Source organism: Neorhizobium sp. USDA 3394, assembly GCF_056280385.1.
The window spans coordinates 1,798,109-1,824,109 of record NZ_JBWCDU010000002.1 but is presented as its reverse complement, the minus strand read 5'-3'; the positions used below and the strand labels follow the sequence as shown (position 1 = coordinate 1,824,109).

The following is a 26,001-nucleotide window of genomic DNA, read 5'->3' as shown; positions in this document are numbered from 1 at the left end:
CGTACCGTATGCAAGGGATGTCTATTGTATTCGGAGCAGTACACGACGCCTGGAGCCGAATGACTATCCAACCCGCCCCAGTCGGCCACCAAGTGGTCGTAGGTTCAAATCTAATCAAGGCGACCGGTTTTGACCCGCCATTCGCCCACTGATAGAATTCGCTAGTCGCTATTCCGCTCAAGCATTTTGAGGTGCTCCGTGCATACGTCTATGACCAACTCCAGCAGCAGGCTGGTCCGTTCTCCGAGCCACGAGAGCGCCTCCTCGCTGATCTCGTAATGTTTGGAGTACCGCGCCTTCACATAGGCTTCGTTGAGCGTGTTGAACCAGGCGCGCTCGCGGTGCTGATCGCGCGGGAACGCCTCGGCCAGACGCCGGTCCTGCTCCTCGGCAAGCGAGCGCAGGAATTTGATGTTGTGGGAGGGCGGGCCGTAATTCGTGAGCGTGAGGAGCACGCAGGAATAGGTCTGCTCAAGCGATTGATGGAGAAGAAACGCGGCCTCGTGGGTATACCGGCTTGAATCGCTGACATCGCAAGAGTCTTCAGATTCCGCGCTGTCGTAGATCGCTGTTCAAAATGCTCCCTCGCAACCCGCAGCCGATCTACCGGCGAAAGAGCCTGCGGCTCCGCAAGCAGCTCATCGTCCAGTTCATAAAGGACGATGCCTTCCTTGCGGATATCGGAGAAGAAGTACTGTCCCTCCTTCAGATAGGTGTTCACCTCCCGCCTGGAATGGACGATGAAGCTCACCGGTGTCTCGATCGACTTGTCGCGGATCAGCCGGTCGGCGGCCTTGCACCAGTAGTCGGCGAATTCGCAGAGCCTGCGGTCGTTGACGATAATCAGCAGATCGAAGTCGGAGCGATAGCCCTTCATGGTGAACGGCTCGTCGACCCGGCCGCCCTTGGCATAGGAGCCGAACAGGATGATTTTCAGGATCCGGCCGCGCTTCTTGAACTCGGCCGTGCCCTGTTTCAGGGCGTCCTCGAATTCCTCGTGCAGGATTTCCAGGACCCTGCCGAGCTCTCGCTGTTTGCGCGGTGGTATATGATCGAGCGACGATTTCATGAGCAATCGATAGGAGAAAGATCTGGAACCGTCCACTGGCAGTTCAGGTAGTCCCCCGGGTCCACCGCCAGGGAATTCGGGCAGCGATTTGGTGTCCGCCGAGTAGTGAAGCGCAGGTTGCCGCGCGCGGGATGCTCCGATGGATCGAGATTGGCGGTTGTTGCGTTGTTGTCGTATGCATGGGTCCGACAAATGGCGGGCCAAGGCGTTCCATGTGTCGCGGGTGCGCCCTACCAGACGGAGTTTGAGATTGAGTGTTGCCTTCACCAAGGAAGAGAGTTCCGAAACCGCTTCGGAAACCCTGCTGCCCGACCGTCCGATTTCGCCGCACCCGAACTTGGTGACGGAAGCGGGGTTGAAGGCTTTGGAATTGCAGCTCCGGGATGCGCGCGAAGCCTATGGCGCGGCGAGCGCGATCGAGGACGTCAATGAACGGCGGCGGCAGCAGGCAAATCCCATGCGTGATGCGCGCTATTTTGCAGCGAGAGTTCACACGGCCCAGCTCGTTCCGAACCCGACGTCGATCGAGAATGTCGCTTTCGGCAGCACGGTGACCTTTAGCCGTGACGATGGGCGCGTTCAGACCTATCGAATCGTCGGAGAGGATGAAGCGGATCCCAAGACCGGATCGATCTCTTTCGTTTCCCCGGTGGCCAGGCTGCTGATGGGCAAGGCTGTCGGCGATGTCGTCAGCGTCGGCGATCAGGAGCTGGAGGTCCTCGCAATCTCCTGAAGCGCTCATATGGACGCTGTATACGTGTTCAAACGGGCGAATGACGGGTTGAGCAGGCGTCCGGCAATGGCTATCAGGTGCGGACTGCAAACCGACCTTCAGCGAACCACGAGGCGCATTCCGGCATGACCCCAGATTTTCTCGTCACCCATTCGGGTGGCTTTCATGCCGACGAACTGCTGTCGAGCGTCGTCCTGACCCGGCTTTTTCCGAAGGCTCGGATCGTTCGCAGCCGCGCGCCCGAATGGATTACACCCGGTGCCGACCGCATCATCTACGACGTCGGCGGCGCCTATGACGCTGCGGCGCAAGTCTTCGATCACCACCAGCGCGGCGCGCCGCTGCGGGACGATGGCCAGCCTTACAGCTCGTTCGGATTGGTCTGGAAGCATTATGGCCGTGATTATCTCGCCGCGCTGGGCCTTCCCGGGGCTCATGTCGAGACCTTGCACGCCTCTTTCGATGCGAGCTTCGTGCTTCCGGTCGATCTGATGGACAATGGTGCGCTCAGCCCTTCGATTGCGGGGCCGCTGGCTGGGCTCACCCTGCCATCTCTCCTCGAAACCCTGAAACCCGTTTTCGACGAGACCGATCCGGAAGCGGAAAACCGCGGTTTCCACGCGGCACTGGCCATTGCCCGCAGTTTCGTCGAGGCAAGGATTGCCCAGAGCGCCGCAAAATTGCGGGCCGAGGCACTCGTGCATCAGGCGATCGTGGCTACGGGCGAAGGGCGCATTCTGGAATTGCCGGCTGGGATGCCATTCCGCCCGGCGATCATCAAGGCAGGCGCCGATCATCTGTTGTTCGTCGTTCACCCGCGTGACAAGGACTGGTGCCTCACGACTATCCGCCGTGCGGACGAAGGTTTCGAGGTGCGCGCCGATCTGCCGGCGGCCTGGGCCGGCCTGACCGATCGGGATCTCGAGGCAGCCTGCGGCGTCGAGGGCGCGAGCTTCTGCCACAATGGCCGGTTCATCGCCGCCGCCAGGACCCGCGAGGCGGCGCTCGCCATGGCCGAGCTGGCGGTCAGGGAAGCCGTTTCCAACGAGGCCAAATAAGGGGCGGGGGCGGCAAGGAAGGGGTGGCAGCCGCGGAGACGCGGTCGGTAACCGGGCTTGCGCTTCCGGCATCTGCCAGATGTGCTAGAAGAGCCCATCATGAATTCCTCGCGGTCCGCCTCGTCATCGACGATCCTGCATCACAGCCTCAGGCACCTGAGAGCGTTCCTCGCGGTCGTCGATGCCGGCTCTGTGACCAAGGCGGCAGAGCTCTGCTTCGTCTCCCAGCCTGCGGTCACCCAGGCACTGTCGAAGATAGAAAAGACCGCCGGCCTGCCGCTCTTTTCCCGCACTCCGCAGCGGATTTTTGCCAATGGCGCCGGCGAAATCCTGGCGCTGCGCATCAAGCGTGCCTTCGCATATCTTGATCCCGCCTTGTCGGAACTGTCGCCGCGACTGCGGGTAACGGCGACGACCGCGCAGCTGAAATCGCTGATCGCGGTTCGGGAAACCGAGAATTTTACGCTTGCGGCGGCCCGACTGGACCTCAGCCAGCCAGCGGTCTATCGCGCCGTCAGCCAGCTCGAAGAGGAGGCGGCGCGTCCGCTGTTTGAACGCACGTCCTACGGCATCGTCGCGACGCGTGCGGCCCATACGCTCGCTCAGGCGGCAAGGCTCGCCTTTGTCGAACTGGAACAGGCGGATGCGGATCTTGCGGAGCTGACGGCCGCCGAGATCGGCCAGATCGTCATCGGCGCGACGCCGCTTGCCAAATCCTATGTGCTGCCGAAGGCGATCGCGGGGTTCCGGAAGATCCGGCCGAACCTGCCGATCCAGATCCAGGAGGGTCCTTACCCGGACCTGCTGGGTGCTCTGCGCCGTGGCGAAGTGGATTTCATGATCGGCGCGCTTCGAGTGCCGGCGCCGATCGGGGATGTGGAACAGAAGGTTCTGTTTCACGACACGGTGGTCATGGTTTCGGGGCAGGCACATCCGCTGGCCGGTCGGGAGGAGCTGACCGTGGAGGACCTTGCCGCCTTCCCCTGGGTCGTCAACCAGAGCGGGACGCCGATGCGCCGGTATTTCGACAGCGTCTTTGCCGGTTCGGCAAATGGCCCGCCGAAGAGCATCGTCGAGACCGGTTCGCTGATCTTGATGCGCGAGCTCCTGGATTCCACCGACCATCTCGGCTGCACATCCCGTCTCCAGGCCGAAGCGGAGATCGCCCGCGGGCTGATGCGGGCACTGCCCTTCGACCTCAGCCACACATCGCGGCCGATCGGGGTGACGACGAGAAGGAACTGGCTGCCGACGGCCGCACAGCAGGCGTTCCTGGAGCTTTTGCCCACCTGGTCCGATCGATTGCTATAACCATAACTTATGAGTCCGGCAGATGAACTGATTGAGCGTGGAGACGCGGCCGGGCTAAGGTGCAAATGTGCCAGAGAGGTGGAGAGTCTGGTATTGGCGCGGGAATCGCCGTGTCGAGGCCATGGAGGTTAACGAAAAGTTGAAAATGGTGGGACGTCGAAGTATCTCGGCCCGTTGACTGACGTATCGGCGGTCTACGATATAGGCTACCGGTCATGGCAGGCCCTGGGCTGACGTCCGGATCCAGTCCAGCAAGGGCCACGACAAGAAAATTCCGCACTCGGAGGAGGAAATACATGCTGAACAGAAGAATGCTCATTGCAGCTGCCGGCGTAGCGCTCAGCTGCCTTGCTGCCATTCCGGCGGCTGCCCAGGAAACCATCAAGATCGGCCTCATCCTGCCGATGACCGGTCCGTTTGCATCGACCGGCCGTCAGGTTTCGGCCGGCGTCAAGACCTTCATGGCGATGAAGGGCGACACGGTTGCCGGCAAGAAGATCGAGCTCGTCATCCGCGACGACGCCGGCACGGCCGACCAGACCCGCCGCATCGCCCAGGAATTGGTGGTCAACGACGGCGCCAAGGTTCTGGCCGGCTTCGGCCTGACGCCGCTCGCCATGGCGGTCGCCCCGGTCGCGACCCAGGCGAAGATCCCCTCCGTGGTCATGGCTGCCGGCACGGCCTCCATTACCAAGGCGTCGGAATACATCACCCGCACCTCGGGTACCCTGCCGCAGTACTCCCTTCCGGTCGGCACCTGGGCTGCCGCCAACAAGATCAGGAAGGTCGTGACGCTGGTTTCCGACTACGGTCCAGGCATCGACGCGGAGAAGTGGTTCACCAAGGAGTTCAAGGCCAAGGGCGGCGAGATCGTTGAAGCCGTCCGCGTCCCGCTCGCCAATCCCGATTTCGCGCCCTTCCTGCAGCGCGTCCGTGACGCCAAGCCCGATGCGGTTTTTGTCTTCCTTCCGTCGGGTGCCGGTTCGCTGTTCATGAAGCAGTTCGCCGACCGTGGCCTTGCCGATGCCGGTATCAAGCTGATCGCGACCGGCGACGTGACCGACGACGATATCCTCAACTCGATGGGCAAGCCGGCAATCGGCACCATTACCGGCCATTTTTATGCGACCGCCCATGACAGCCCGGAAAACAAGGCCTATGTCGCAGCCTTCAAGAAGGCCAATTCCGACATGCGCCCGAACTTCATGTCGGTTGGCGGCTACGACGGCATGGCGCTGATCTACGCGGCGCTCGAAAAGACCAAAGGCGACGTTACCGGCCCGGCCTTCATGGCCGCCGTCAAGGGCCTCTCGTGGACGAGCCCGCGTGGTCCCGTCTCGATCGATCCGGAAACCCGCGATATCATCCAGAACATCTACATGCGCGAGGTCAAGGACGTAAACGGCGAGCTGCAGAACGTCGAGTTCCAGACGTTCAAGGATCTCAAGGATCCGGAAAAGGCGGAAGCCAAGTAAGGGCGCTTTGCAAACGGACGGCGGGAGACTGCTTCCGCCGTTCCGCTGCGAGAATATCCTGGCATCCTTGTTCTTGACCGCAGTCTCCCGAGTGGGAATGTTAGGATCTGTTGATCGGTAAACGGGCGCGCGGCCATGGGCGGAAAAACGCCGGCGGTCGCTCTCAAAGAAGAGCCAAATGCTTACAATCCTGTTCGATGGCATTGCCTACGGCATGCTGCTTTTCATTCTGGCCTGCGGGCTGACGGTAACGCTCGGTCTGATGAATTTCATCAACCTGGCGCATGGCGCGTTTGCCATGGCCGGCGGCTACGTGACGGTGGTGATGATGAACCGTTACGGCATCTCCTTCTATTGGTGCCTGCCGGCGGCCTTCATCGTTTCGGCACTGATCGGCCTTCTGCTGGAGCGGACGCTCTACCAGTGGCTCTACCAGGCGCCGCATCTGGACCAGGTCCTCTTCTCGATCGGCATCGTCTTCATGGCGATTGCAGCGACCGACTATTTCATGGGCGGCCAGCAGCAGTTGATCAACCTGCCGCCGGAACTTTCCGGCCGCATGGACGTGTTCGGCGTCGGCGTCGGCCGCTACAGGCTCTTTACCATCATCGTCTGCGCCGCACTGGCGCTCGCTCTGCAGCTCATCCTCTCGAAGACCCGCTTCGGCAGCCGGCTGCGCGCCGCGGTCGACGACCGGCGCGTCGCCATGGGCCTCGGCATCAATGTACCGCTCGTCTTTGCACTGACCTTTGCCTTCGGTTCGGGCCTTGCGGGCTTGGGCGGCGCGATGGGCGCGGAAATCCTCGGCCTCGATCCGAACTTCCCGCTGAAATTCATGATCTACTTCCTGATCGTCGTCTCCGTCGGCGGCACGTCCACCGTCTCGGGACCGTTCCTCGCCGCCTTGCTGCTCGGCATCGCCGACGTGGCCGGCAAATATTACGTGCCGGCGATCGGTCCCTTCGTTATCTACGCGCTGATGATCGTCATGCTGATCGTGCGGCCGAACGGCCTGTTCTCAAGGGGCGGCCGATGAGCGTTCTTCCGCAGGAAACAACCGTGTCCGCAAATTCCTCCACCGCCACAGCCGAGACCCGCGCTGCGAAGCTGATGAAGCGCAGAAGCCGCATCCGCTTCTACGAATTCATCGTCTGGATCGCCGCGATCGCAGCCTATTTCCTGCTGCCTTCGAAGATGCTGATCCTCACCGAGATCGCCATCCTGGCGCTGTTTGCCGTGTCGCTCGACCTGGTGCTTGGGTTTGCCGGCATCGTTTCGCTTGGCCATACCGCCTTTTTCGGCCTCGGCGCCTATGTGGCGGGCCTGTTGGCGCTGCATTTCATCGCCGAACCGGTGACAGGCCTGATCGTCGCCGGTATCGTGTCCGGCCTTCTCGGACTGCTCACCAGCTTCCTCATCCTGCGCGGTTCGGACCTCACCCGCCTGATGACGACGCTCGGCATCGGTTTGATGATGGCGGAAGTCGCCAACCAGATGGCCTGGCTGACCGGCGGCGCCGACGGCCTCAGCGGCTTTTCGCCCGGCCCGATCCTCGGTCTGTTCGAGTTCGATCTGTTCGGCAAGGTCGGTTATCTCTATTGCGTCGTCGTTCTCTTCATCGGCACGATGATCATGCGTCGCATCGCCTTCTCGCCCTTCGGCCTGTCGCTGAAAGCCATCAAGGGCAATGCGATGCGCTCTGCGATGATCGCCGTGCCCGGCCGCAAGCGCATCGTTATCGCCTATACGATCGCGGCGGTGTTTGCCGGCATGGCGGGTGCGCTGCTCACCCAGACGACGGCCTTCGTTTCCCCCGACGTGCTCGCCTTCCATCGCTCGGCCGACGTGCTACTGGTGCTCGTCATCGGCGGTACGGGTTATCTTTATGGCGGGATCTTCGGCGCGATCCTGTTCACGCTGGTCAAGGACTGGCTGTCGGTGATCACGCCGCAATACTGGATGTTCTATATCGGCCTGCTGCTCGTCATCCTCGTGCTGATCGGTCGAGACCGGCTGTCGCGCTGGGTCGAATACCTGCCCGAGCGCCTTTCGAAGAAGGAGGACCGCTGATGAGCGAGATCGTTCTCGAGACCAGACACCTGGTGCGACGCTTCGGTGCCTTCCTTGCCACCAATGACGTGAGCCTGAAGGTGGAGCGCGGTGCTCGCCATGCGCTGATCGGCCCGAACGGTGCCGGCAAGACGACGCTGATCAACCTTCTGACCGGTGTTTTGCCGCCGTCGGAAGGCCAGGTTTTCCTCGAAGGCGAGGACATCACCTCGATGGCCTCGTTCCGTCGGGTCAAGCGCGGGCTGACCCGCACCTTCCAGATCAACCAGCTCTTCAACGAGTTCACGCCGCTCGAAACCGTGGCGCTGGCGATTGCCGAGCGGGAAGGCGTCGGCCACAATCTGTGGCGGTCGATTGCCGGTTACGGCAAGGTGGTCGACGAGGCGGCAGCCCTGCTGGCGCGCTTCGGCCTTGCTTCTGTGATGGGCGAGCGCACCGTGATCCTGCCCTATGGCAAGCAGCGCCTGCTCGAGATCGCGCTCGCTTTCGCCTCCAGGCCGCGGGTTCTGCTGCTCGACGAACCGGCCGCCGGTGTGCCGGAGGACGAGCGGCACGAAGTACTGCAGATCGTGTCCGACCTTCCCGCCGACGTCACGGTACTTCTGATCGAGCACGACATGGATCTGGTCTTCTCGTTCGCCAACCGGATCTCGGTTCTGGTGGCGGGCGCCGTCTTCGTCGAAGGAACGGTGGCGGAAATCTCCGCCGATCCGCGCGTCAAGGCGGTCTATCTTGGAGAAAATGCATGAGCGCCCCGGTTCTTCTCACCGAAAAGCTGGTCGCAGGTTATGGCGAGGCGAGCGTTCTCGCCGGCATCAGCCTGAAGATCGAGGAAGGCCGCACTCTGGCCCTGCTCGGCCGCAACGGCACCGGCAAGACGACCTTCGTCAATACGCTCGCCGGCGTCACCACGCATCATTCCGGCTCGATCCACCTGATGGGGCGCGACGTGACGAAACTGCGAGCCGACCGACGCGCCGCGGCCGGCATCGGCTGGGTGCCGCAGGAGCGAAACATCTTCAAGTCGCTGACCGTCGAGGAGAACATGACGGCGATCGCGCGTCCCGGTGTCTGGACGCTGGAGCGGGTCTATACGATGTTCCCGCGTCTCAAGGAGCGCCGCAAGAACCTCGGCAACCAACTCTCTGGCGGCGAGCAGCAGATGCTGGCGGTCGGTCGGGCACTGATGGTCAATCCGAAACTGCTTCTGCTCGATGAACCGACCGAAGGGCTTGCGCCCATCATCGTCGACGAGTTGCTGGCGGCGATCCAGCGGATCACGCAAGGCGAAGGCATGTCGGCCATCATCATCGAGCAGAAGGCCCGCAAGGTTTTGCCGCTTTCCGACGACGCCGTCATCCTCGATCGCGGCGCAATCGTCTACCAGGGCACCAGCGCCGACCTGCTCGCCAACGAGGATATTCTCGGCCAGCATCTGACCGTGGAAAAGGGCGCAAGGCACTAATTCTCAAACGCGCGAGAGGGCATAAACCCCCTTTCGACGCCAATGAGCTGAACTCCGGATCCAGCGATCCGCTCAGTGTGCCGTCCCATCGACGATCACGTGGTCGTGGTCCATCGAGCATTTCTCGATGCGGGCATGCACCCTGTAGACGTCCCGCAGCATATCGACCGTGACGACGTCGCGCGGGTTGCCGCAGGCGCGCATGCGGCCGTTGGCGATCACCAGGACCTTGTCGGCAAAACGCAGTGCCTGGTTGAGGTCGTGGATGGCGATCATCACGATCATGCCCTTGGAGCGCGCTCGCCGCTGCATGAAATCCAGCACCTCGACCTGGCGGTGAAGATCGAGCGCGCTGGTTGGCTCGTCCATCAGCATGATTTCCGGCTCGCGCACCAGCGCCTGGGCGATCGACACAAGCTGGCGCTGACCACCGGAAAGCGCACCGAGATCACGAAACGCGATGGAGGTGATGTTGAGCGCCCTCATGATCTCGTCGATGAACGAGAGATCGCTGTCGCTGACGGTCCAGGACTGACCCTGCTTGCGGGCAAGAAGAATGGATTCATAGACGGTCAGCACCGCATTGGCGGACGTGTCCTGCGGCATGTAGGTGATGGCGTTCCTGGTCCTGGCGCCATCGATGACGATATTGCCCGGTCCCTTCAGGAGGCCCGTGATGCGCTTGAACAGCGTCGACTTGCCGGCGGCGTTGGGGCCGATGACGGCGATCAGCTCGCCGGCCTGCATGACCGGCGTCGTCACGTCTTCCACGAACAGCTTGCGGCCGTGATAGGCGCCAACCGATTGCAGTTGCATCGCTACCATGACCGGCTCCGGTTCGAGAGGATGAGCGAGAAGAAGAACGGAACGCCGACCAGTGCTGTGATGATGCCGATCGGGAAGACGACGCCGGGGATGATCGACTTCGAGACGATCGAGGTGACCGACAGAAGCAGCGCTCCCGACAGGATCGAACCCGGCAGGAAGAAGCGCTGGTCTTCGCCGAGGATCATGCGGGCGATATGGGGCCCGACCAGGCCGACGAAACCGATCGTGCCGACGAAGCTGACCGGGACTGCAGCGAGCAGCGAGATGATCAGCATGGTTTCGAGCCGGATGCGCCGAACATTGACGCCAAAGCTCGCGGCCTTGTCCTCGCCGAGCCGGATGGCGGTCAGCGCCCAGGCGTGGCGGGCAAACAGCGGCAGCGCGATCAACAGGACGGCAAGCGTGATGCCTATCTTCGGCCAGGTCGCCTTGGTGAGGCTGCCCATGGTCCAGAAGACGACGGCCGACAGCGCCTGCTCGGAAGCGAGATATTGCAGGAAGGCGAGCAGCGCATTGAAGGTGAAGACCAGCGCAATGCCGAGCAGGACGACCGTCTGCACCGAAACGCCGCGCATCTGCGAGATGAAATGGATGAACAGCGTGGCGATCAGCGCCATGATGAAGGCATTGACCGGTACGAGCAGGGTGGCTGCGACCGGCAGGATGGAGACGCTGGTGACGATCGCGAGCGCTGCCCCGAAACTGGCGGCCGCCGAGATGCCGAGCGTGAACGGGCTGGCGAGTGGGTTGGCAAGGATGGTCTGCATCTGCGCACCAGCGACCGACAGCGCGGCGCCGACGACGATCGCCATGACGGCAACCGGCATGCGGATATCCCAGACGACCGCCCTTATCTGCGCCGAGACGGAAGAGGGATCGATCAGCGCGGCGATCACCTCGCTGAGGCTGTAGCGGGCAGGGCCCCAGGCGAGATCGACGGCGAATGACAGACAAAGGGCGGCTGTCATGGCTGCGAGGATCATGAGCTTGCGCCGGGCGAGGGCGCGATAGCGCTCGCGCCCGGCTTCAGCTTCGATCGGCAATGCGGCGATCTCGGCCATATCGGTTTACTTCGCTGCCTTGGCGTCCAGCCAGTAACCCGGCTGATAAGGGACCGGCAGGAATTTCTCGTGGAATTCCTTGAAGGTCGCGTCCGGATCGAGATCGGCGAACAGGTCGGGATGGAACCATTTTGCCATCTGCTGGACGGCGACGAACTGGTAGGGGCTCGTATAGAACTGGTGCCAGATGGCATGCACATTGCCGCCCGCGACCGCCTTGGAACCGGTGAAGGCCGCGTTCTGCATCAGGGCGTTCAACGCCTTGCCGCTGTTCTCGGCGGTTGCGGCGGCCGTCGGACCGACATTCACGAAGTCCTTGGCGTTCTTGGTCTGGCTCCAGTTGGAACCGGTGACGACGATGACATCCGGATTGGAGGCGACGACCTGCTCGGCATTGATGGAGCCCGTATAACCCGGCAGGAAGTCCGAGCCGAGGTTGTGGCCGCCGGCCCAATCCACCATCAGGCCGAAATTGTCCGGGCCGAACGTGCCGCAGCACTCGACGAGGCCGGCCGCACGATACATGAAGACATTGGGCTTCTTCGGATTGGCCGCCTTCAGCTTGTCGGTAACGCGGGCCATCTGTTGCTTCCAATAGGCGGCGACGGCTGCGGCGCGATCCTCGTGGCCGAAGATCTGGCCGAGAACCTTGAGGCTCGGTTCGGTATTGTCGAGGATGTGTTCGCGGAAATCGATATAGACGATCTTCACGCCGATCTTGTTCAGCATCTCCTCGAGTTTAACCTCGTCGGCAGCCTTCTTGTTGCCGATCGGCAGCAGCATGACATCCGGGTTCAGCTTGACGACGGTCTCGGTCTGCAGCGTACCGTCGGTCAGGTTGCCGAGGAAAGGCAGTTCCTTGCCCTTCGGGAATTTCGCGAGATAGGTGTCGTAACCGTCCTTGTCGGTGGTCAGCAGGTCGTTGCGCCAGCCGACGATCTTGGCGAAGGGGTCGTCCTTTTCGATCGGAGCAACCGAATAAAGCATGCGGCCTTCCCCGAGAATGACGCGCTCGACCGGCTTGTCGAACTTCACTTCACGGCCTGCCACGTCCTTGACGGTGAAGGACTGCGCCAGCACGGAAAAGGGCAGGAGGCTCGCCAGCACAACCGTTGATGTTGCAAGCATTTTCGCGAAATTCATCTGGAAACTCCCCCGATGTCTGATAATGTCCGCATGCATATGAAATATGACTTTTGGAATCAAGTTCTATGTTTTAGAGCTTTTCCAAAGTAGTCTGACTGTCGGGGCGCCTATAATGAATTCGATGAACTCCAACTATTCCATCCGTGATGAAATCCGCGACTTCTGGTCGGAGAGGGCGGCGACGTTCGACGAGAGCGTCGGCCACGAAATCTTCTCGGAGGAAGAACGCAAGGGCTGGCAGCGGCTGATCCGCAAGCATCTCGGCGACGGCGCCGGCCGCGCCGCTCTGGACCTCGCCTGCGGCACCGCCGTCATTTCGCATCTGATGAACGACGTCGGTTTCAAGGTCACCGGTCTCGACTGGTCGGATGCGATGCTGTCCCAGGCACGCGCGAAGGCAGAGAAGCGGGGCACCGATATCCGCTTCGTATCCGGCGATGCTGAAAATACCATGGAGCCGAAGAACAGCTACGACGTCATCACCAACCGGCATTTGGTGTGGACACTGGTCGATCCGCCGGCCGCCTTTGCGGAATGGTTCTCCGTCCTGAAGCCCGGCGGCAAGGTGCTGATCCTCGACGGCAACATGGGCAAGGAGACCTGGGTCAAGAGCCTGCAGAAGTTCTTGTCCAGGATCACCGGCAAACCTGCGCCAAGCCACATGAGCCCAGCCATGGCGGCGCGCCACCAGAACATCCGTTCGCGTGTCTATTTCTCCAACGCGATGCCGGCGGAAGCCGTGGTCGATCTGCTGACCAAGGCGGGTTTCGTCAACATCGTCGTCGATCGCAGGCTGTCCGACATTCATTGGGCCCAGGCCCGAAAGATGCCCTTCCTGCGCGGCCTCGAACGCATGGTGCAGGAACGCTTCGCGATCTGTGCGACGAAGCCGGAATAGTCTCCCGATTGAGGAGGCAGTTGGCAGCCGGCTTTGGCCCCGCCGCAAATATGCACGGCATTTATGGCCGCCTGACATGATTGTGATTGGGCTGTGACCCTGGGGCATTAACCTTTGACCGCTTCCCCCAAAATGCGGGGGAGGCGCAAGGTAACGCGGATCACGATCCGGCCTCACCCGGGCCTTGCGAGTGCCCCGTTTCGGGACGTGCTCCCGATGCAATTAACCTTGTGATAACCGATCGATTTTTGAATGGGCTATCTTCTGCGCGTGGCCGCCGCCGCCGCGGCTCCCTCGCCATTTCCGACCATGGAGACAAGATTGTCCATCAAGCTTTTTGCCCTTTCCGCGCTCGCTCTTTTTACAATCGCAGCACCCGTCCTTGCCCAACCCACCCCGAGCATGGTGAGAAAATTCGATGCCTGGGGCCTCTATTCCTACAAGGGCGACGGCGGCACGACTTGCTACGTGCTGACGACGCCGACGCAGATGCAGCCCGCCAATGTCGATCATGGCGACAACTTTTTCCTCGTCGCGCCAAAGCCTTCCGGATCCGGATTCTATCCGCAGGCGATCATGGGTTACGACCTCAAGGGCGGATCGCAGATGACGGTCACCGTAGATGGCCGAACCTTTGCCCTGGAGCCGAAGGGCAATTCCGGCTGGACGAAACAGGAGAGCACCGATGCAGCTCTTATCGCCGCGATGAAGTCGGGAAGCAGCATGACGCTTGAGGCGGTCTCCCAGCGCGGCACGCAGACCAGCTACACTTTCTCGCTTTCCGGCGTGAGTGCGGCATTGAACCAGGCAGGGCGCTGCAGCTGACAGGGTTTCGCTGGCTTTGTCATGACGGATGTGGTACCTGTCATGACAAAGACCGGAGCGACGGCCATGAACCTGCAGATACGTGATCCCCTTGCGCATGAACTAGCCCGTGAACTGGCAGAGAAGCGAAAGATTACATTGACCGAAGCGGTGATAGTCGCCCTGAAAGCTGAGCTGGAAAAGGAAAACTCCGCACAGGAGAAGAGCAGGTCGCTGGTCGAACGGCACGCCTTCCTGGCCGAAAAGCTGAAGGCACTTGGCGCCGGCGAAGGCCGTGAGATGACCAAGGACGAGATCGACGATATGTGGGGCCACTAGTGTTCATCGACACCTCGGTGATCGTGGCAATTCTTGCCCAGGAAGATGATGGCCCCGCCTGGTCGAAACGGATGGAGGCTGCCGAGCGCCTCCTGACAAGCCCGCTTGTTATTCTCGAGGCAACGATGGTTCTGTCGACCAGGCGGATTGCCGATCCACTTGTGACCCAGATGGTAGTTTCGGACTTCCTCCGAAGCAGCGGCGTCGAGATCGTCCCAATCGAGGAAGCAGATGGCGAGCTGGCGATCCGGGCTTTCCGGGACTACGGAAAGGGCAGCGGGCATCCGGCGCAGCTTAACCTGGCCGATTGCCTTTCTTATGCCTGCGCCAAAAACCGCGGCCTGTCGCTGCTCTACAAGGGCGGCGATTTTGCCCGTACGGACCTCGCCTGACGCCTTCCGGACTGCGTGGAAAATAGCCCTCGGCGCCCATGGCTTTTTCAGGGCGGTGCCCTAATTGACGATTATCAAAAAGGCTGTCTAGGTGATCGTTGTCATGTAAGACGGCAGCATAGCGCCGATCGCCGCCGAAAGCCCGATGATGAATCATTCGACTGCCGAGACAGCCTTTCTTTCCCATAGCGGCGAAATGGCCCGTCTTATCGCGGCTTTCGATTGGGCGGGCACCTCGCTTGGGTCGATCGCCACCTGGCCGCAGAGCCTCAAGACTACAATTTCGCTCATGCTTCGTTCGCCAGTACCGATCGTCACGCTGTGGAACGAGGACGGCGTGATGATCTACAACGACGCCTATTCCGAATTTGCCGGACGGCGCCATCCCGGCATCCTCGGCTCCAAGGTGCGTGAGGGCTGGCCTGAAGTCTCCGAGTTCAACGACAACGTCATGAAGGTCTGTTTCGCCGGCGGCACGCTTGCCTATTCCGACCAGGAAATGGTGCTCGACCGCTCCGGCGTGCCCGCCTCCGCCTTCATGAACCTCTATTATTCTCCGGTCTACGACGAGGTCGGAGAACCCTTCGGCGTGATGGCGATCGTCGTGGAGAACACTGCCAAGGTGCGGGCCGAGCGACGACTGCAGGGTGAGGGCGAGCGTCTGAGGCTGATGTTCGATCAAGCGCCGGGCTTCATGGCCATGGTGACCGGACCGGACCATGTTTTCGAAATGGCGAACGGCGCCTATATGCGCCTTGTCGGCGGCCGGGACCTGCTCGGCCGGCCGATCCGGGATGCCCTGCCGGAAGTGGCGGAGCAGGGTTTTTCCGACCTGCTTGACGAGGTTCGCAGAAGCGGCCGCCCTCATCTCGGACAGGGGGTGAGCGTGATGCTGGCGCGTCGGCCCGGACAGCCGGCAGAAGAGCGTTTCGTGGATTTCGTCTATCAGCCGATCGTCGACGACGCCGGCCAGCCGACCGGCATCTTCATCCAGGGCAGCGACGTCACCGACCAGAAGAAGGCGGAGATCGCGCTTCTGCAGGAGACCCGGCATCTCGAGGTGCTGAACCGGCTCGGAGCCGAACTTTCCGCCGAACTCGACCTCGAAAAGGTGGTGCAGATGACCACCGATGCCGGCGTCGAACTGACCGGTGCGCAGTTCGGAGCGTTCTTCTACAATGTCGTCAACGACCGCGGCGAAAGCTACATGCTCTATGCGCTGTCCGGTGTTCCGCGATCGGCCTTCGAGAATTTTCCGATGCCGCGTAACACGGATGTTTTCGCGCCGACATTCGGCGGCGAGGGCGTTATCCGCTCCGACGACATCATGGCGGACCCACGCTACGGCCGGAATGAACCGTATTTCGGCATGCCGAAGGGCCATCTGCCGGTGCGCAGCTATCTGACGGTTCCGGTGATCTCCCGCTCCGGCGAGGTGATCGGCGGCCTGTTCTTCGGCCATGCCCAACCCGGTCAGTTCCGTGAGGAGCATGAGCGTTTGGTGGTGGGAGCTGCCGGTCAGGTGGCGATCGCCATCGACAATGCCCGGCTTTTCCGTGCGGCAGAGCGCGATCTGGCGGAACGCCAGCGTGCCGAGGAGGCGTTGCAGGCGCTGAATGCCAGCCTCGAACAGAAGATAGCATCCGAGATATCCGAGCGCCTGAAGACGGAAGAGGCGCTGCGCCAGAGCCAGAAGATGGAGGCGCTCGGCCAGCTGACAGGCGGCGTCGCGCACGATTTCAACAACCTGCTGCAGGTAATTTCCGGCAATCTTCAGCTTCTCGCCAAGGACGTTGCCAACAACCAGCGCGCCGGTCGCCGGGTAGAGAATGCGCTTGCCGGTGTACAGCGGGGTTCCAAGCTCGCCAGCCAGTTGCTCGCCTTCGGCCGCCGCCAGCCGTTGGAGCCCAAGGTCGTGAACATCGGCCGGTTCCTCACCGGTATGGAAGAGCTGCTACGCCGAACGCTGGGCGAGGATATCGAGGTCGAGACGATCCGCTCCGGCGGCCTCTGGAATGTGCTGGTCGATCCGACCCAGATCGAGAATGCGCTGCTCAACCTCGCGATCAACGCCCGCGACGCGATGGAAGACGGCGGTAAGCTGACGATCGAGGCGGGCAACGCGTTCCTCGACGATAATTATGTGCGCCAGCATGCGGACGTGCCGGCCGGCCAATATGTGATGCTGGCGGTGACCGACACAGGCACCGGCATGACGCCGGAGGTGATGGAGCAGGTGTTCGAGCCGTTTTTCTCGACCAAGCCCGTCGGCAAGGGTACCGGCCTCGGCCTTTCCATGGTCTACGGTTTCGTCAAGCAGTCCGGCGGCCATATCAAGATCTACAGCGAGCTTGGGCAGGGCACCACCGTCAAGATCTATTTCCCGCGCATCCAGCGCAGCGAGGATCTCGTCACCGACGCCGATTTCGGTCCGGTGACCGGCGGCACCGAGACCATTCTGGTGGCGGAGGATGACGAGCAGGTGCGCGCCACCGTCGTCGAACTGCTCGGCGATCTCGGATATGCGGTGCTGAAGGCGAAGGACGCCGCGGGCGCGCTGAGCGTCATCGAAAGCGGCGTGCCGGTCGACCTTCTCTTTACCGACGTGGTGATGCCGGGACCGCTGAAAAGCACCGACCTTGCCAGGCATGCGCGCGAGCGGATGCCTGATATAGCCGTGCTGTTCACCTCCGGTTATACGGAAAACTCGATCGTGCACGGCGGCAGGCTCGATCCCGGCGTCGAACTGCTCTCGAAACCCTATACCCGCGAGGCCTTGGCGCGAAAGATTCGCCACGTGCTGAACGGCCAGCAGCATCGCAACCGGGTGAGGGCATCGTTCGCAACCAAGCCGCCTGCCCCGCCGATCGGGCAGCGGCCGGTTCTCCCGCATTATTCCGTGCTGCTGGTCGAGGACGATTTCCTGATCCGCATGAGCACGGCCGATCTCCTGGCCGAACTGGGGCACCAGGTTTCCGAAGCCTCGACCGCGGAGGAGGCGATCACCATGATAGAGGCGCGCAGCTTTGACGTCGTGGTCACGGATCTCGGCCTGCCGGGCCTTTCCGGCGGCGAATTCGCCCAGCAGGCGCGTAGACTATCTCCCGATGTCGGTATCGTGTTCGCAACCGGCAACGACCGGATTCCCGACGAGGCGGCAGTAGAGGGCGCGGTTCTTCTGAAAAAGCCCTACGGCAGCCAGGAGATCGCCATCGCCTTCGAGAAGATTGCGGCGCAGAAGGGCTGAGAACCGGCCGTCGCACTATCGAGCTGGACGACTGTGCTTTCACCGTCGATCGCGAGAAAGCCCCGGGTAACTTCTTGCGACCGCCAGGACTGACGTGCCCCGATATGGTCGGAGCCCTTCGCCTTGAACGTGCCTCACCACCACTGGTAAAAATGTGATACCGGTCCGTGGCCGGTACCGACGGTGAGGGTATCGGCCGCTGCGATCGCTCCTGCGAGATAGGTCTTGGCGACGGCGACCGCCTGCGCGGACGAGGCGCCCTTGGCGAGTTCGGCGGCGATCGCGCTCGACAGCGTGCAGCCGGTGCCGTGGGTGTTGCTGGTCGGGGTGCGCTTGCCCTCGAACCAATGGATGCCGGTGGCGTCGGCCAGCACATCCGGGCTGTCCTCTCCTTCCAGATGGCCACCTTTTACCAATACCGCCTTCGGGCCGATCGTCAGCAGCCGCCCAGCCTGGACCGCCATCTCCTCTCGGGTCGTGGCGACCGTGTCGCCGAGCAGCGCTGCCGCTTCCGGCAGGTTGGGGGTGACGACGGTGGCGAGCGGCATCAGCTTGTAGGTGACGGCGTCCACCGCGTCGAGCGCCAGCAGCGGCGAACCGCCCTTGGCGATCATCACCGGATCGAGCACGATCGGCACGGTATCGCGGTAGGGACGGAGTGCCTCGGCAACCGCTTCGGCGATCTCGGCATTGGCAATCATGCCGATTTTCACGGCATCGACCCGCACGTCGAGAAAGATCGCGCGGATCTGGTTTGCGACGAAGGCTGCGGGCACTGCATGCACGCCGCTGACCCCTTGGGTATTCTGGGCGGTCAGCGCCGTCAGCGCCGCCATGCCATAGGTGCCGCGCGCCGCGAAGGTTTTCAGGTCCGCCTGGATGCCGGCGCCGCCGGAAGGGTCCGAACCGGCTATCGACAGGACATTCTTGATGCTCACGTGCGTGCCCTTTCGATTTCCGCGGCGATCCTGCGGGCTGCGGCCCGCGGATCGGGCTGGCCGCAGATGGCGGAGACGACCGCGATGCCCTTTGCGCCGGCGGCGAGTGCAGGTCCGGCATGTTCCGCCTTGACGCCACCGATCGCGACCGCCGGAACCGGCGCCATGGCCGCGATGCGCGCAAGCCCGTCGAAACCGATCGGCTGCTTGTGGTCAGGCTTGGTGCTTGTCGCAAAGACGGGACCGATGCCCACATAATCAACGATCGACGGATCCACCCGCCGCGCCAGGTTCTCGGTCTCGACCGAGAGGCCGAGGATCATGCCATGGCCGACGCGCTGCCGCGCCATCACGGCGACCATATCGCTCTGGCCGACATGCAGGCCTTCGGCGCCGATCGCGATCGCCGCTTCCACGTCGTCGTTGATGATCAGCGGCACGCCGGTGCCTGCCAGAACCGCCTTCAGCGCACGGCCGGTTTCGATCATCTGCGCTGTGTCCGCCTGCTTGTCGCGGAGCTGGACGATGGTCGCGCCGCCGGCGACCGCCAGCCTTGCCGTCTCGACCATGCCGATCTCCCGGCAGAGATCCGGATCGAGGACGAGATAGACGGAAAGATCGAAGGTCTTTTTCATGCGGAAACGATCCTTGCCTTGGCATCGAGTGTCTCGCCGGTCAGCGCCGCGAGACGGTCGAGGAAGATCGGCGAGAAGAAGCCGGGCCCGGAGGCGGTGAAGGCCGCTTCCTCTCCCGCGACCGCGAACATCGCGAGTGCTGCGGCCGTCGCCTCGAAAGGATTGTCCGTGCTGGCCGCAAAGGCACCCACAAGGCAGGTAAGCGAGCAGCCGAGCGCGGTGACCCGCGGCATCAGGGCCGAACCACCGAGGATGCGGGCCGAACGCCGACTGTCGGTGACGAAATCCACCTCGCCGGTAACGGCCACCACGCAGCCCTGCCGCCGGGCGATGGCGATGGCGGAGCCTTCGGCCGCCGCGACGCTGTCGCCGCTGTCGACGCCATGGCCGCTCGACTGGCTGCCGGCCAGCGCGATGATTTCCGATGCATTGCCGCGGATGACGGTAGGTCGCAGTTCCATGAGCTCGGCAAGTGCGGCGCGGCGATAGGCGGTGGCATAATGGGCGACGGGATCGAGCACCCAGGGTTTGCCAGCTTCGGTGGCGGCTTCGGCCGCGGCCTTCATGCCGGCCAGGAAATCCGGCGACAGGGTGCCGATATTGATCGTCAGGGCCGAGGCGATGCGGGCGAATTCGCCGGCTTCTTCCTTCGTGTGCACCATGGCGGGGGAGGCGCCGGCCGCAAGCATCACGTTGGCGGCGATGTTCATGGCCACGAAATTGGTGATGTTCTGGACGAGCGGATTTTTCGCGCGCATCGCGGTCAGCAGCTGGCCGGGGGTCTCGCTAAGGGGCATTGTCGTGTGCATGTCTGCCTCGTTCGGCGGGGCAGGCGCGGGGCGCGGTTGTCAGCGCCCGGACGACTCCCTCCGCCAGCATGATCTGGTTCAGGTTCTAAGGGTGCTTCTCAGCCCGGCTCTGCCGGACGCCCCTGTCTTCACCATGGCTTACAGCAAAGATAATGCGCTTCGCCAGTGATTTTTTCTGATTTTGGGCCTTGCAGCTCTAGTCGCTAGAGGTTGTAGAGACGAGGCTCGGTCCAAACGGGAAAGAGACGATGAGCGCGACGACACAGGCACGATACAAGGTTGGCGGCATGGATTGCGCCAGCTGCGCGACGAAGATCGACACCGCGGTGCGCCGCATGCCGGGCGTCGAGGACGTGTCCGTTTCGGTGGCTTCGGGCACGATGACGGTGAGGCATGACGGGACCGGTGATCTTGTCGCCATCGAGAAGAAGGTCGTGGGGTTGGGTTATTCGCTCAGGGCTTTGGGAAGGGGCAAACTCCCGATCACCCCCATTGAGGGGGAGATCCGCGGGACGCACGACCACGACCACCATCATCACGCCCATGATGGCGCGCACGATCATTCCCCTCACGACCACGGCTCTACCGAAATTGAAGGCCTGCACGGCCACGATCACGGTCCGATGGAGGGACCGTGGTGGAAATCGGCCAAGGGCCGATTGACGATCCTGGTCGGTGTTGCGTTGGCCGTGGCTTACGGGATCGGCCACCTGCTGCCGGCCTATGACGCTTACATTTTCACGGCCGCGATGCTGATCGGCCTCGTGCCGATTGCCCGTCGCGCCGTCATGGCCGCATTTGCCGGCACGCCGTTTTCCATCGAGATGCTGATGACGATCGCCGCCGTCGGTGCTGTTGTCATCGATGCGTCGGAAGAGGCGGCGGCCGTGGTTTTCCTGTTCCTGATCGGCGAACTGCTGGAAGGGGTGGCAGCCGGCAAGGCGCGGCAGAGCATCCAGAGCCTGACGGCGCTGGTGCCGAAGAACGCGCTGCTCGAAGAGAACGGCCGGGCCCGTGAAGTGCCGGCCGAGAGCCTTGCCGTCGGCGCGATCATCCTCGTGCGTCCCGGCGACCGCATTTCAGCGGACGGCATCATCATTGCCGGCGAAAGTGCAATCGACGAAGCGCCGGTGACGGGGGAAAGTACGCCGGTTGCCAAGGGTATCGGCGATACGGTGTTTGCCGGCACGATCAACGGCGATGCGGCCTTGCGGGTCCGCGTGACGGCCGCCGCCGAGGACAATACCATTGCCCGCGTGGTGCGGCTGGTCGAGGAGGCGCAGGAGAGCAAGGCCCCGACCGAACGCTTCATCGACCGGTTCTCCCGCTATTACACGCCGGGTGTCGTCGCCGTTGCGGCTTTGGTCGCCATCCTGCCACCGCTTGTCGGCGGCGAGTCCTGGAGCGAGTGGGTCTATAAGGGCCTGGCGATACTCTTGATCGGTTGCCCCTGTGCTCTGGTCATCTCGACACCGGCGGCAATCGCCGCGTCGCTGTCGTCAGGCGCCCGCCGCGGTCTGCTGATGAAGGGTGGCGCGGTGCTCGAAACGCTCGGCAAGATCACCGCTGTCGCGCTCGACAAGACCGGAACGCTGACTGCCGGCAAACCTCAGGTGACCGACGTCATCGCCTTCGGCCGCAATGCGGAAGACGTGCTGCGTTTTGCTGCCGCTCTAGAGGCCGGATCGAGCCATCCGCTCGCCGTCGCCATCCTTGCCAAGGCTGCCGATGACGAGGTCGAGATCCCGGCTGCAGCGGATGCCAGGGCACTTGGCGGCAAGGGCGTGACGGCGACTGTCGAAGGTCAGGAGGTTTTCCTCGGTTCGCCAAAAGCCGCGGCTGAGCGGGTTTCGCTGCCGATGGCCCATTCCCGGCGGATCACCGGCCTTAACGACGAAGGCAAGACTGTCTCGGTGCTGATCGTCGGCGGGGTGCTTGCCGGTGTGATCGCCATGCGCGACGAACCGCGTCCCGACGCCAGGGCCGGCCTGAAGGCGCTGACCGATGCCGGCATCAGGACCGTGATGCTGACCGGCGACAATGCACGCACCGCCGCCGCGATCGGCAAGGATCTCGGCATCGAGGTGCGTGCCGAATTGATGCCGGAAGACAAGAGCCGCATCGTCGGCGAGTTGAAAAGCGAGGGTTTCGTGGTCGGCAAGGTCGGCGACGGGATCAACGACGCCCCAGCGCTCGCCGCAGCCGATGTCGGCATCGCCATGGGCGGCGGCACGGACGTGGCTCTCGAAACCGCCGACGCCGCAACGTTGCACGGTCGGGTCGGCGACATCGCCGCCATGATCGAGCTGTCAAGGCGGACGATGCGCAATATCTACCAGAACATTACGATCGCCCTGGGTTTGAAGGCTATCTTCCTGGTGACCACCATCCTCGGCATTACCGGGTTGTGGCCGGCGATCCTTGCGGATACCGGCGCGACGGTGCTGGTGACGATCAATGCGTTGCGGTTGCTGCGGGTGAGGGCGGTTTGAGGGGCGGATCGGTAGGTGACGAGTCTTTTCAAACAGGCCGTGCCAGAACCGAGAAAGCCTCGTATGGCTTCAGCGTCAGGTTCTCGCCCAGTCGGTCGACGGGTTCATAGTTCGAGATCAGGCATTCGCCGGACATTCGCAATTCGCCCGGCAGCTCGACCGCCACTTCGCGGGCCGTGAAATTGGCCAACACCACCATGCGCTCCCCGTCGAGCGTTCGCGAGTAGACGAAGACGTCCGGATGGCTGTCGAGCCAGCTCTGATAAATCCCATAGACGATCACCGGGTGTCGTTTCCTGAGCGCGATCAACTTGCGATAATGGTTCCAGATCGACTTTTCGTCGGTCATTTCGCGTTCGGCATTGATTGTCGGATAATTGGGATTGACCTCGATCCACGGCATGCCTGTCGAGAAGCCGCCATAGGGCGCGGCACTCCATTGCATCGGGGTGCGGGCATTGTCGCGGGCATTTTCGTTGGCGCCCTTGATGAATTCATCGGGCGACAGGCCGGCCTCGATGTGGAGGCGGTGCATGTTGAGCGTCTCGATGTCGCGATATTGTTCGATCATCGTGAACGGCACGTTGGTCATGCCGATCTCCTCGCCCTGGTAGATGAAGGGCGTGCCCTTCATCAGGTGCAGCACGGTTGCCAGCATCTTGGCCGATTCTGCCGGATGACCGGTGGCATCGCCATATTTGGAGACGGCGCGGGGCAGGTCGTGATTGCCCCAGAAGAGCGAATTCCAGCCGTCGTCCGACAGCGCGTATTGCCATTTGCCGAGCACCGATTTCAGTTTCACCAGGTCGAACGGTTTCGAGCGCCATTTGCCAAATATCTCATCCCATTGCTGGGTCACATGCTCGAACTGGAAGACCATCGACAGTTCGTGGCGGTTGCGGCCGGAATACAGGAGAGCCGAACCGGGCGTCGCGCTCCAGGTCTCGCCGACGGTCAGGATATCGCGATTGCCGAATGTCTGGCGGTTCATTTCCTGCAGGTAGTCGTGCAGGTGAGGCCCGTCATGGACGATTTCCCGGTCCACCTGCTTGCCGATATAATCGATGACATCCATGCGGAAACCGGCGATGCCGCGCTCCAGCCACCAGTTCATCATCTTGTAGATCTCGTCCCGGACCGCCGGGTTTTCCCAGTTGAGATCCGGTTGGCGGGTCGAGAACAGATGCAGGTAATATTCGCCGCTCAAGGGATCGAGCGTCCAGGCCGGGCCGCCGAAGGAGGATTTGAGGCTGTTTGGCGGTCCGCCGTCCGGGGCCGGTTTGCGCCAGATGTAGAAATTGCGGAACGGGTTGCTTAGGCTCTTGCGGCTCTCGAGAAACCACGGATGTTCGTCCGACGTGTGGTTGACGACGAGATCGAGGACGATACCGATGCCCCGGTTCCGCGCCTCCGATACCAGCCTGTCGAAATCGGCAAGCGTGCCGAATTCCGGTGCGATGTCCTGGTAATCGGAAATGTCGTAACCGTTGTCGTCCATCGGCGACTTGTAGATCGGCGACAGCCAGATCACGTCGATACCGAGGGATTTCAGGTAGTCGAGCTTGGAGGTGATGCCGGGAATATCGCCGATGCCGTCGCCGTTGAGATCGCAGAAACTGCGCGGATAGACCTGATAGACGGTGGCGGTATGCCACCATTTGCGTTCTATCGGCAATGCAGCCTGCCTGATCGCGGCGGCAAGCTGATCCTGAAAGTCGTTCATCAAAGCCCTCCCTGCCTCTTCAACCTGTTCGAACGCGAGAGCGCGACGGGGGTTCCTCACCCGGGCGGCAACAACGCGTCAGACGGAACATCGGGACCCGCTGCGGGTTCGACCAGTGGGAAACCAAAAGAAAAGGAGACCTTGATGAGCAGCAGACTTCCCCCGACGCCTCCGCAAAACCTGAGCCACAAGGGCTCCGGGGAGCAGACCCATGCGGCCGACATCAAGCGCGGCAAACCCCAGGCGAACGATCCCGGCAAGCAGGGTCAGCAAGGCAATACCAAGGTCAACACGACCCATCAGGGTTATCAGCAGGACCGATAGGGAGTTCATGATGTCGACATCGCAGAAGACAGCCGCAAGCATCCGCCAGGGCGGGCCGGGCGCGTCCCATGAAAATGCCCCCGATGTGAGAAAGGGCGTGCCGCTCGAGGTGAAGAAGCCGCCGGCCGACGACGACCGGCGCTCCAGGAGCCGGGTCTCCGGCGGCGGCGGCGAACGCGACAGCCACCATACCCATGATGCGAAGAAGAAGGGCGGACAGGCGCGTTCAACGCATTGATCCGTCGCATGGGACGAAATGAAAAAACGCCCTTCCGGTAAAATGCCGGGAGGGCTTTGTGTTTGCGCTATCAACAAGATCAGGCGGGGGGAACCACTCCCCGGCAGGCCCAGGCGACGGAGACGAACGATCGCGGCCCGTCCGGTTTGCCGGCCTCGTAGGCGGCCCTGACCGCGGCGTCGGTTTTCGCCCGAAGCGCCGGTTCGAGCGAGTCAACATATTTGCCTAGCGGTCCTTCGCCGGCGGCGATCGGCGCCCAGTAGTCGTCGAAGGACTGAAAATCCATCCGGATCATCAGCGAGACTTCCGCCACGTCGATGAGACCTCGGCGCAGGAAGCTGTCCTTCATCTCGCCCGGCTGCATCATCGGCTGGAAGAAATGGTGGCTTCGCATCTGCCGGGCATTGTCGTCCAGCATCGAAACCGTGTCCCACATCATCCGCATGGCGGGCATGCCGCCGAGATGATCCCAGACGGTTGCAGCCACCACCCCGCCCGGCCGCACCACGCGCCGCATTTCGGCGAGGGCCTTGTCCGCTTCCGGCACGAAATGCAGGACGAGAAGCGCCATCGCCCGGTCGAAATATCCGTCCTCAAACGGCAGCGCGCAGGCATCCGCCTGGCTGATCCTGATCCTCGGATCGGTGTTGCGACGGATCGCCTCTTCGACGAAGACGGGCGAATAGTCGATCGCCGCGATCTCGGAAAGATTGGCTGCCTTCGGCAGTGCGAATGTCAGGCTTCCCGTGCCGCAGCCGACGTCGAGAACCTTCTCCCCATCTTGAAGACCGGCGAAATCGATCAGCTGAGGTGCCAGCCTCTGGCTCCAGCGCCCCATGAGTTGCTCATAACCGGCGGCTTTGCGAACATTGAAACTCGATGTCATGACGCCCTCCCAAGCTTTCGGGATGGAGGCTATCCCTGGTTCCGCCGGTTGCCAAGACGG

General features: G+C 62.4%; 25 protein-coding genes and 1 riboswitch. Of the genes, 16 read left to right on the top strand and 9 right to left on the bottom strand.

The features are described 5' to 3' along the window. Positions 1–298 precede the first annotated feature (298 nt). Entirely contained in the window at positions 299–1,069 is a 771-nt protein-coding gene (locus tag ACZ9EJ_RS30190; protein ID WP_370650409.1) for a nucleotidyltransferase domain-containing protein, read from the bottom strand. A 250-nt stretch (positions 1,070–1,319) separates the two neighbouring features. Here ACZ9EJ_RS30190 and greA point away from each other — a divergent pair, with 250 nt between their 5' ends. The 8 genes from greA to ACZ9EJ_RS30150 all read left to right on the top strand — a co-directional run bounded on the left by greA (position 1,320) and on the right by ACZ9EJ_RS30150 (position 9,181). Continuing rightward, a complete protein-coding gene (greA, locus tag ACZ9EJ_RS30185) occupies positions 1,320–1,802 on the top strand; it encodes a transcription elongation factor GreA (RefSeq protein ID WP_046629557.1) in 483 nt (160 codons plus the stop codon). A gap of 125 nt (positions 1,803–1,927) precedes the next feature. After that, on the top strand, positions 1,928–2,860 hold the full coding sequence (locus ACZ9EJ_RS30180) for an MYG1 family protein (protein WP_046629555.1): 933 nt from the start codon (positions 1,928–1,930) through the stop codon (positions 2,858–2,860). 99 nt (positions 2,861–2,959) lie between these two features. Then, positions 2,960–4,171: a LysR family transcriptional regulator gene (locus tag ACZ9EJ_RS30175; protein WP_046640041.1), complete on the top strand. Its 1,212-nt coding sequence runs from the start codon at positions 2,960–2,962 to the stop codon at positions 4,169–4,171. A gap of 296 nt (positions 4,172–4,467) precedes the next feature. Beyond that, a complete protein-coding gene (locus ACZ9EJ_RS30170; protein WP_046629551.1) occupies positions 4,468–5,646 on the top strand; it encodes an ABC transporter substrate-binding protein in 1,179 nt (392 codons plus the stop codon). 178 nt (positions 5,647–5,824) lie between these two features. Then, a complete protein-coding gene (locus ACZ9EJ_RS30165) occupies positions 5,825–6,682 on the top strand; it encodes a branched-chain amino acid ABC transporter permease (protein ID WP_037083028.1) in 858 nt (285 codons plus the stop codon). After that, positions 6,679–7,716: a branched-chain amino acid ABC transporter permease gene (locus ACZ9EJ_RS30160; protein ID WP_080954061.1), complete on the top strand. Its 1,038-nt coding sequence runs from the start codon at positions 6,679–6,681 to the stop codon at positions 7,714–7,716. The genes ACZ9EJ_RS30165 and ACZ9EJ_RS30160 overlap by 4 nt, the downstream gene beginning before the upstream one ends. Continuing rightward, on the top strand, positions 7,716–8,465 hold the full coding sequence (locus ACZ9EJ_RS30155) for an ABC transporter ATP-binding protein (RefSeq protein WP_046629547.1): 750 nt from the start codon (positions 7,716–7,718) through the stop codon (positions 8,463–8,465). The genes ACZ9EJ_RS30160 and ACZ9EJ_RS30155 overlap by 1 nt, the downstream gene beginning before the upstream one ends. After that, on the top strand, positions 8,462–9,181 hold the full coding sequence (locus ACZ9EJ_RS30150; RefSeq protein ID WP_046629545.1) for an ABC transporter ATP-binding protein: 720 nt from the start codon (positions 8,462–8,464) through the stop codon (positions 9,179–9,181). Before ACZ9EJ_RS30155 ends, ACZ9EJ_RS30150 begins: the two co-directional genes overlap by 4 nt. A 72-nt stretch (positions 9,182–9,253) precedes the next feature. Here ACZ9EJ_RS30150 and ACZ9EJ_RS30145 read toward each other — a convergent pair whose 3' ends face one another. From ACZ9EJ_RS30145 to ACZ9EJ_RS30135, 3 genes are read right to left on the bottom strand one after another with little or no spacing between them, the layout of a single operon-like run. Then, positions 9,254–10,006 carry an ABC transporter ATP-binding protein gene (locus ACZ9EJ_RS30145; RefSeq protein WP_046629543.1) on the bottom strand — a complete coding sequence of 251 codons (753 nt, stop codon included), beginning with the start codon at positions 10,004–10,006 and terminating at the stop codon, positions 9,254–9,256. Next, a complete protein-coding gene (locus ACZ9EJ_RS30140) occupies positions 10,000–11,070 on the bottom strand; it encodes a FecCD family ABC transporter permease (RefSeq protein WP_046629542.1) in 1,071 nt (356 codons plus the stop codon). Before ACZ9EJ_RS30140 ends, ACZ9EJ_RS30145 begins: the two co-directional genes overlap by 7 nt. A 6-nt stretch (positions 11,071–11,076) precedes the next feature. Next, positions 11,077–12,213, bottom strand: coding sequence for an ABC transporter substrate-binding protein (locus ACZ9EJ_RS30135; RefSeq protein WP_046629539.1), 1,137 nt, complete (start codon positions 12,211–12,213; stop codon positions 11,077–11,079). Positions 12,214–12,328: 115 nt separating this feature from the next. On the opposite strand from ACZ9EJ_RS30135, the gene ACZ9EJ_RS30130 reads away from it, so the two are divergent. The 5 genes from ACZ9EJ_RS30130 to ACZ9EJ_RS30110 all read left to right on the top strand — a co-directional run bounded on the left by ACZ9EJ_RS30130 (position 12,329) and on the right by ACZ9EJ_RS30110 (position 17,896). Beyond that, positions 12,329–13,114 carry a class I SAM-dependent methyltransferase gene (locus ACZ9EJ_RS30130; protein WP_046629537.1) on the top strand — a complete coding sequence of 262 codons (786 nt, stop codon included), beginning with the start codon at positions 12,329–12,331 and terminating at the stop codon, positions 13,112–13,114. A gap of 309 nt (positions 13,115–13,423) precedes the next feature. Further along, positions 13,424–13,939, top strand: a complete 516-nt coding sequence (locus tag ACZ9EJ_RS30125) for an invasion associated locus B family protein (RefSeq protein WP_046629790.1) — start codon at positions 13,424–13,426, stop codon at positions 13,937–13,939. A gap of 42 nt (positions 13,940–13,981) precedes the next feature. Next, positions 13,982–14,257, top strand: a complete 276-nt coding sequence (locus tag ACZ9EJ_RS30120) for a type II toxin-antitoxin system VapB family antitoxin (protein ID WP_255736584.1) — start codon at positions 13,982–13,984, stop codon at positions 14,255–14,257. Next, entirely contained in the window at positions 14,257–14,649 is a 393-nt protein-coding gene (locus ACZ9EJ_RS30115; protein WP_046629535.1) for a type II toxin-antitoxin system VapC family toxin, read from the top strand. Before ACZ9EJ_RS30120 ends, ACZ9EJ_RS30115 begins: the two co-directional genes overlap by 1 nt. A gap of 145 nt (positions 14,650–14,794) precedes the next feature. Next, complete coding sequence (locus ACZ9EJ_RS30110) at positions 14,795–17,896, top strand: response regulator (protein ID WP_255736585.1); 3,102 nt, start codon at positions 14,795–14,797, stop codon at positions 17,894–17,896. Between the two features lie 134 nt (positions 17,897–18,030). Here ACZ9EJ_RS30110 and thiD read toward each other — a convergent pair whose 3' ends face one another. The 3 genes from thiD to thiM are packed head-to-tail and all read right to left on the bottom strand — an operon-like array spanning position 18,031 to position 20,266. After that, positions 18,031–18,834 (bottom strand): bifunctional hydroxymethylpyrimidine kinase/phosphomethylpyrimidine kinase, encoded by an 804-nt coding sequence (gene thiD / locus ACZ9EJ_RS30105; RefSeq protein ID WP_255736586.1) that lies wholly within the window; start codon positions 18,832–18,834, stop codon positions 18,031–18,033. Next, positions 18,831–19,469, bottom strand: a complete 639-nt coding sequence (gene thiE, locus ACZ9EJ_RS30100; protein ID WP_046629533.1) for a thiamine phosphate synthase — start codon at positions 19,467–19,469, stop codon at positions 18,831–18,833. The genes thiD and thiE overlap by 4 nt, the downstream gene beginning before the upstream one ends. Beyond that, positions 19,466–20,266, bottom strand: a complete 801-nt coding sequence (gene thiM, locus ACZ9EJ_RS30095; protein WP_046640042.1) for a hydroxyethylthiazole kinase — start codon at positions 20,264–20,266, stop codon at positions 19,466–19,468. The genes thiE and thiM overlap by 4 nt, the downstream gene beginning before the upstream one ends. Positions 20,267–20,316: 50 nt before the next feature. Further along, positions 20,317–20,412, bottom strand: a riboswitch (TPP riboswitch). A gap of 114 nt (positions 20,413–20,526) precedes the next feature. Here thiM and ACZ9EJ_RS30090 point away from each other — a divergent pair. Continuing rightward, positions 20,527–22,770 carry a heavy metal translocating P-type ATPase gene (locus ACZ9EJ_RS30090; RefSeq protein ID WP_046640043.1) on the top strand — a complete coding sequence of 748 codons (2,244 nt, stop codon included), beginning with the start codon at positions 20,527–20,529 and terminating at the stop codon, positions 22,768–22,770. A 28-nt stretch (positions 22,771–22,798) separates the two neighbouring features. Here the strand turns inward: ACZ9EJ_RS30090 and ACZ9EJ_RS30085 are convergent, their stop codons facing one another. Beyond that, positions 22,799–24,493 carry a glycoside hydrolase family 13 protein gene (locus ACZ9EJ_RS30085; protein WP_046629527.1) on the bottom strand — a complete coding sequence of 565 codons (1,695 nt, stop codon included), beginning with the start codon at positions 24,491–24,493 and terminating at the stop codon, positions 22,799–22,801. A gap of 144 nt (positions 24,494–24,637) precedes the next feature. Here ACZ9EJ_RS30085 and ACZ9EJ_RS30080 point away from each other — a divergent pair, with 144 nt between their 5' ends. Beyond that, complete coding sequence (locus ACZ9EJ_RS30080; protein ID WP_046629525.1) at positions 24,638–24,817, top strand: hypothetical protein; 180 nt, start codon at positions 24,638–24,640, stop codon at positions 24,815–24,817. Between the two features lie 10 nt (positions 24,818–24,827). Further along, positions 24,828–25,055, top strand: a complete 228-nt coding sequence (locus ACZ9EJ_RS30075) for a hypothetical protein (RefSeq protein WP_046629786.1) — start codon at positions 24,828–24,830, stop codon at positions 25,053–25,055. A gap of 79 nt (positions 25,056–25,134) precedes the next feature. Here ACZ9EJ_RS30075 and ACZ9EJ_RS30070 read toward each other — a convergent pair whose 3' ends face one another. Next, positions 25,135–25,941 (bottom strand): class I SAM-dependent methyltransferase, encoded by an 807-nt coding sequence (locus ACZ9EJ_RS30070; protein WP_046629522.1) that lies wholly within the window; start codon positions 25,939–25,941, stop codon positions 25,135–25,137. Positions 25,942–26,001 lie beyond the last annotated feature (60 nt).